The sequence below is a fragment of the Desulfonatronum zhilinae genome (assembly GCF_900182865.1).
GTDB classification, from domain to species: domain Bacteria; phylum Desulfobacterota; class Desulfovibrionia; order Desulfovibrionales; family Desulfonatronaceae; genus Desulfonatronum; species Desulfonatronum lacustre.
Genome location: NZ_FXUJ01000050.1, coordinates 1 through 6,940, shown reverse-complemented (window position 1 = coordinate 6,940; position 6,940 = coordinate 1). Strand labels below are relative to the sequence as shown.

Genomic DNA, 6,940 nt, shown 5'->3' with positions numbered 1-6,940 from the left:
CGAGACTTTTGGGGTCTCGCTCGCAAGCGCCACGCCAGCCCTCGACTATGTGCTCAAATAGAAAAATCATCGCAAAGCCAAACCCATAAATTCTGCGGAAGAGCCATACCTTTTTGCACCCGACTCAGCCCGTCCCGCACGACCTCACCCGCGCACAGCCTCTTCCAGCGCACGGCAAAACTCCTCCATCACCGGGCGTTGCACCAGACTGACCCGGATCCAGCCGGGAAAGCGAAACCCGGTCATGGTCCGGACCATGACGCCTTTGTGGGCCAGCTTGCGATAGAGCAGGGTGTCGGAGACCGGAGTGCGGATCATCATGAAATTTCCCTCGTGGCAGACATATTCCAATCCCAGCCTGGCGCATACGCCGCGCAGCAGTTCCTTGGCCTCGCCTACCATGGCCCTGGTGTCGGCGATGAACGGGCCGTCGTGCTCCAGGGCCGCGGTTGCCGCGATCTGGCCTAGGCTGTTCACCGAATAGACCACGTGGGTGCGGCGGATGATGTCCACCACCTCGGGTGATCCGCACAGATACCCCACGCGCAGCCCGGCCAGGGCGTACATCTTGGAGAAGGTCCGGAAGACCACGAGATTCGGAAACTCGCACATCAACTCCATCCCGTCGGGATAGTCTTCCCGGTCCACGTACTCAAAATAGGCCTCGTCCAGAACCACGATCCGCTCGCCACCCACGGCTTCCAAAAAGCCGCGCATGGTCGCCGCGTCCCAGTAGGTGCCCGTGGGGTTGTTGGGGTTGCAGACGAAAAAGATCTTGGTCCGCTCGTCGGCCGCGTCCAGCATGGCCTGGGGATCAAAGGCCAAATCCTTTAGCGGCGTCAGCCGGGCCTGGAAGCCGGAGAATTCGGCCACCCACTCGTACACGGCAAAGGTCTTGTCCGCGGTGACGATATTGTCCCCGCGCTCGCAAAAGGCCTTGATCACGCTGGCGATGACCTCGCAGGAGCCGTTGCCCACCAGGAACTGATCGGCGGACTTGCCGAATTTCGCGGCCAGAGCCTGGCGCAGATCATAGCAGTCACCGCTGGGATAGATCGGCGTACGTCCAGCCTCGAAATCTTCGATGGCCTGGCGGGCCGACGGCGGCGGCCCCAGCGCATTCTCGTTGTTGTTCAGGCGATGGAGATGATCCACCCCGAACAGTCGTCGCAGCTCGTGATCCGGCCGACTGGGGGTGTAGGGCTCAAAGGCCTGGATATAGGCGGGGACCAGACGGTCAAGGGGCAGTGTGGACATATTCCATCAGCAGCACGTCGGAGCGGCCGGCCTGCGGCAGGACCAGACTTGGTCTGCATCCCTGTTCCAGCAAATCGCCGCACAGCGCGGCCTGCCAGCCTTCGGCCAAATCAATGCGAAAAAGAATGCGCCGGTACCCTTCGCCGCGGAGCACGCGCAGATGCCGGGCAATGTTCTCGGCGTTGTCCGCGCCGTCCAGGAGTGGGCGGAGCACTATCTCCCCCAGTTCCCGGTTCATGGCCGCGGCGAACAGGGAACGGTCCCGGGCGTGGCTTTGAGGGCGGCCCACGACATCAAGAGCCGGCAAAATGGTTCGAGGCAGAAACACCCGCTGGTAGGTTTCTTCCAGAAAGGGGATGCATCCGGGATGGGCCCAAACCTGCAACCCCTCGTCCTCCCGCAAATGCCGGAACCAGACCGGAATCCGTTGATCGCCGTCCTGTTCGGTCCGCGTGATCGTTGCCAGCAACTCGAAGCCGTGCCTGGACAAGTCCAATCCTGAAGGCGTGCCGTCCGGATTGCTGAACAGGCAGGAAACCTTGCTCCGGGCCAGAGCCAGAAGCATATGCTCCAGCAGGGGCGCAAGGCCCTGGTCGCAGGCGTCCAGCAGCCAGGGGCCGCTGAACGTCACGCTTTTTTCGGACATGTACTCCCAAAAGAGGAGGCCTCGCACCCGGTCCGCATCGTCCAGGGCCACGCTGACCTGGAATTTTCCAGCCGCGATCCTGTCCGTGATTTTGCCGGGAAAAGCAATCCAGGGCGGCAGCTCCCGGGCATGGTAGCGCCCCATAATCCGGGCGCAGCCGTGGGCGATACGGTGATAATCCGTGGCGGCCTCCACCCGCACCGGAGCGCAGGGCAGGCCCTCGTCACCCTGCTGGGAGGATATCCGTGCATACACGTGATCCTGGCGCAAGGTCAGAAACAGTTGCCCGCCAACCCTGGAAACATGCAGGCCATCGCTTATCCGCGAGGCCAGCACCAGAGGCAGGGCATGATCATCTTCTTCGCCTGGATCGGCTCCGGCCACGATATTCATGGCCGAGAGGTCCAGGCTGTCGACGGCCACGGAAAAAGTGGCCGATACCGCGCCGGGGGCCTGTCCCAGCGAGATCTGCACGGCCTCGCCGGGAAGCACCCGGGCCAGGTACAGGAGCACTTCCTCCATGGACATGGCCAGGCGCAACCCCTTTTCCCGGGCCAGCCCGAAAATCCGTGCCGCGTTTTCAGCCGCGGATTGCAGCAGGGGGACCCAGTCCGGCTCGGCGGGCACGGTCACGGTTATGGATGATTTGTTCTGTTGGGTGGCGGTCATGGTGGCAAGCCCCTTGGAAAAATAGTCTCAACCAGCCACTGCTTGCCATAAAACCTGCAACTTGCAAAGAATCAGATCGCGGCCAAAGCCCCTCCTGTTCCGCGTCCACGACCAATGCTTTGTAATAACATGTATCTTACATTTCTTGTCATTACATCTCTTGTCATTCTTGCAAGCATCCATACAATTAAAAAATTACATTCAACAGTTTACAATTACAGGATTAAATGCATTTTTACAGCATTGTTTGCAAGATCCATCACGTCGTGTTCTCCGGATGATTTCCATCGGCCCACAGCGCCACAAGTTCAAACCTGTTCACGTCCACCAGCCCCTTATCCGTAAGTTTGAGCTCCGGAATGACCGGCAGGGCCAGGAAGGAGAGGATCATGAACGGGTTAGCGTGGGACAGGCCCATGGTGCGACAAATTTCGGACAGGGATTCCATGGCCCGGAACACCTCGTCCAGGGGCCTGTCGCTCATCAGTCCGGCCACGGGCAGAGGCAGGGCGCCCAGAACCCGGCCATCGCGCACCGCGACAAGCCCGCCGCCGATGTGCAGCGCATGGCGGCCCGCCAGGAGCATGTCCGCGTCGCTGACTCCGGCGATGATCAGGTTGTGGGAGTCGTGGGCCACGGTGGAGGCCAGGGCTCCGCTGTGCAAGCCCAGCCCGCGCACGAATCCCAGCCCGATGTTGCCCGTGGCCCGGTGCCGCTCCACCACGGCCAGCTTGGCCAGATCCGTCGCCGGATCCGCCAGGGCCAGGCCGTTGCGGATCACGGGGCGGCCCAAAGCAGCCCTGGTCACGATCTGCCCGGGAATGATCTCAATGATCCGGGCCAAAGTTCCGGCCGCGGCAATGGCAAAAGAGTGTTCGTCCAGTTGGTGGACGTGCATGGAGTTGCCGGGAGGCGCGACCTGGGAGTCAAAACAGCACTCTGCCAGGGATTTACCGGCCAGGTAGACGTCCTTAACCTGGAAATCGGTCAGGTCCTCCACCAGGACCAGGTCCGCCCGATAGCCTGGGGCCACTGCCCCCCGGCCCTTGAGGCGGAAATAGCGGGCCGGGTTGATGGTCGCCATCTGCACGGCCCGGACCGGATCCAGGCCCAGTCCCACGGCCCGGCGCAGATTGTCGTCCAAATGGCCCGACCCGGCCAGATCCTCGGGATGACGGTCGTCGGAAACCAGGGAGAAGCCGGGCCAGTTGCGGTCCGTAACCAGAGGCAGCAGCTCGGCCATGTTGTGCTGGGACGTGCCCTGGCGGATCATGACGTGCATGCCCTTGCGCAGCTTTTCCCGGGCTTCCTCCAAGCGGACGCATTCGTGATCGCTGCCCGGACCGGCCAGAATGTAGGCGTTCAAATCCCGGCCCGAGAGACCGGGGGCGTGGCCGTCCACAGCCATGTCTCCGGCCAGGTCCAGCTTGGCCAGCACGTCCGGATCGCCGTGGATCACGCCGGGGTAGTTCATCATCTCGCCCAGGCCGGGAAACCGGCCCGGATATTTTCGCAGCAGCTCGCGCATCCCGGCCACCCCCAGCCTGGCCCCGGCATTCTCCAGGTGCGTGGCCGGAACGCAGGACGACAGCATGCAGAAGATGGAAACGGGCAAATCCTCGGTGGATTGCAGAACATACTCAATGCCCGCCACGCCCAGGACATTGGCGATTTCATGGGGGTCGCAGACCACCGCGGCCGTGCCCCGGGCCGCCACCGCTGCGGCGAACACTGGCGGCGCGAGCAGGGTGGATTCGATGTGGATGTGGGCCTCGATGAAACCGGGGCAGACAAACGCCCCGGCCCCGTCCACGATCCGTCGGGCCGGATAGTCCTCGAAACCCAGAACCACGCCGTCGCGCACCGCGATGTTGGCCGGATGGATTTCCCCGGACAGGGTGTTCACGAGACGGACATTGGTGATCAGCAGATCCGCCGGGCTCTTCCCCCGGGCCGCGGCGATCATTTCCCGGCGTTTAGCTATGGGCAAGCGTGACTCCTCAACCGCATCTTTTATGCTGGGATCGCGAGGCTCCGTACTCGCTCCGGGAGCATGGGGCTCCGCACTCACAGCTTTTAAAGAGCGGGTACAGAGCCCCGCGTTCCCGGGGGATGTTTCGCCCTCATGTTTTTTCATTTTCATTGCATCAACACCTGCCTCATGCGCCGCCTCAGCCCGCAATGGGCGCACGCAAGGTGTACCCTGGGGCAACGGCTTCCCTCACGTTTGATCGGGAGTCCGAAAAAATGTCGACAAGTCACTTCAGGGCCGCAAATCGTCCACGTAACCCATTGGGAATGTGAGACAGTTTTCGAGGCCCATCAATGACAAGCCCCCTGATTGCCTTTTCACTCCGCCGTCAACCTCTCGGCCTCCAGGTCCATGATCCGTTGCACAATGGCCAGGCTTGCGGCGTAGACCGCCTCCAGGCCGGTCAGGCCCAGGCGGGTGCTGAGCAGGCTGGGCCGGATATTGTATGGAGTGTCCGAGGTGTAGTGCAGGAGACCCAGGCTGAATCCTGTTGGCTGCTCAATGTTCAGAACCTGGTCGCGTTCCATGTTCCCTTGCCGAGCCTGTCCGGAAAAATGGCGGTGCAAGGCCGCCAGAAACGGGCCGGCCTCCATTTCCATGCCCGTGAAGTCATCCCGGAGCAGATGCCCGACGGTGTCCCGTCCGTGCAGAAACGTCCCGCGGACCGTGATGGATTTCTGGTCGTCAAACACGGCGATCCGGTTCAGAAACGGGGTCAGATGGCGCACGGTCAGGCTGTTCTGGAAACGGTACTGGATGTGGGTATGGCTGTCATACACCCGGCCGGGGATGATGATGTCCCCCAGCCGGCCAATGGCCGCGGCGGACTTGCCCAGGATGAAGACGCCGCGCAACCGGGGGAAAAGCTCGCAAGCCCTGGCCAGCACATGCCCGGCGGCCAGTCCCAGGGGGTAATCCAGGTTGACGATCAGGGCCTGACTGCGGGCCAGGGCCGGGTGCCATCGCAGGCGGGAGTCCAGCCGGGCCGGGTCCAGTCGGTTCATGGCAATGCGCTGAACCTCCAGATGGGGATATTGGGCCGGGGCGTGACGATTTAGGCCCGAGCTTTCCTCCCAGGCCAATCGCGCGGCCGCGACCCGTGGGTCGCGTTGCTGATGCAGACGCAGGCCGTAATACAGCAGGTCAGCGGGGTTCTGGTCTGGATCACGTCGGCAATCCTGCCAGGTGCGCCAGAAATTTTCGGGGTTTTCCCGCTGAAGAAAGGACAACAGTTCCGGTTCGTGGGCCGCGGCAAAGCCCGTGATCAGGTTGGCCAGGGAATGGGTGTTGCTGGACACCAGATACACGGGTCCGGCCGCCATGGCGTCACCGTACATTGCGGCCCCCAGGTCCAGGCGGCGTGCGATCAGTTCCCACCACTGTCTGGCGGCGTCCTCGAAATGCCCGGCATCCAGAGGCAGCCGGGAAATCTCAAGGGCCAACGGCGCCCTGGCCACGTCCGCCCATTTTTGGTCCCAGTCCTCCGGCCAGACCTGGGTCAGCAGTTCCCAGTCCGGTCGGCCCAGCCCCAGACAGCGCCGGATTTCCGGACCCTTTTCCACGGCACTGGTTCGGCCGGTGGCCAGGGCCTGGCCCAGGGTCTGGCCACCGGTCTGGCCCAGGTTTTGGCCCAAGGTGGAGTCCGGGCTGTCCGCGTTCAGCAGCCGGTGCATCTTGTTCCATTCAATCTGAAACGCGCACAGGGACGGAATCAGGTCGTCCAGGTCCGTGTTGCTGGTCACGAAAACGGCCAGGGTGTGTCCACCGTCATAATGGTATCGTCTGCGACGGGCCCGGGATTGGACCTGGGGCCAGGCCTCCACGTCCGGGAGCCCGGCTGCGGCGAAGGCTTCCGCCGTGGGGCCGAGGACCACACGGCTGACGCGGCTGATGCAGTCCGGCAGGCGCAGGGCCGCGTAGAGAAAGGCGGAGACATCCGGCTCCCGGGCCGGGGCGCGGCGGTGCAGACTGGAGCAAAGACCGCAATGCAGGGGTTCCAGGTCCGACACGCTCAGCGAGTCCAGCAATGCGTCCGAACGTGATTCCGGCCGTGAATCCGATCGTGAATCCGGCCGTGAATCCGGCAACAGCCCATGTATGCCGTAGGCGCGCAGGTAGGTCTCCAGGTGCCGGGCCTGCTCGGAATGCGGACTTTGTTTACGAAACAGACTGATCATCTTCCGGTTGCGTTTTCCTGATGGGTCTGGCTTGGCAGGATGGCCAGGTAATACCATTTCTAATCACTAGTGTCCCAACATTGTCATTGCCAAGACATGTATTTGTTTGAAATTAATGGATTAATAGGAGTTTTTGCCATGTAACGACTTGAAAGGCTT

Annotated in this window: 4 protein-coding genes; all 4 read right to left on the bottom strand. The window is 62.4% G+C overall.

The annotated features are described in order from the left end of the window. Nucleotides 1–144: 144 nt before the first annotated feature. The 4 genes from AC559A_RS18450 to AC559A_RS18435 all read right to left on the bottom strand — a co-directional run bounded on the left by AC559A_RS18450 (nucleotide 145) and on the right by AC559A_RS18435 (nucleotide 6,781). A complete protein-coding gene (locus AC559A_RS18450; protein WP_498819167.1) occupies nucleotides 145–1,257 on the bottom strand; it encodes a pyridoxal phosphate-dependent aminotransferase in 1,113 nt (370 codons plus the stop codon). Further along, on the bottom strand, nucleotides 1,238–2,572 hold the full coding sequence (locus AC559A_RS18445) for a hypothetical protein (RefSeq protein ID WP_498819166.1): 1,335 nt from the start codon (nucleotides 2,570–2,572) through the stop codon (nucleotides 1,238–1,240). The genes AC559A_RS18450 and AC559A_RS18445 overlap by 20 nt, the downstream gene beginning before the upstream one ends. 259 nt (nucleotides 2,573–2,831) lie before the next feature. Continuing rightward, nucleotides 2,832–4,562, bottom strand: coding sequence for an adenine deaminase (ade, locus tag AC559A_RS18440; protein ID WP_498819165.1), 1,731 nt, complete (start codon nucleotides 4,560–4,562; stop codon nucleotides 2,832–2,834). Between the two features lie 359 nt (nucleotides 4,563–4,921). Then, nucleotides 4,922–6,781 (bottom strand): DUF6909 family protein, encoded by a 1,860-nt coding sequence (locus AC559A_RS18435; RefSeq protein ID WP_498819164.1) that lies wholly within the window; start codon nucleotides 6,779–6,781, stop codon nucleotides 4,922–4,924. Nucleotides 6,782–6,940: the final 159 nt, after the last annotated feature.

What these genes read in the sequence shown, in the direction of transcription:
- AC559A_RS18450 (WP_498819167.1), bottom strand. Translation starts at nt 1,257, where the DNA reads ATGTCCACACTGCCCCTTGACCGTCTGGTCCCCGCCTATATCCAGGCC.
- AC559A_RS18445 (WP_498819166.1), bottom strand. Translation starts at nt 2,572, where the DNA reads ATGACCGCCACCCAACAGAACAAATCATCCATAACCGTGACCGTGCCC.
- AC559A_RS18435 (WP_498819164.1), bottom strand. Translation starts at nt 6,781, where the DNA reads ATGATCAGTCTGTTTCGTAAACAAAGTCCGCATTCCGAGCAGGCCCGG.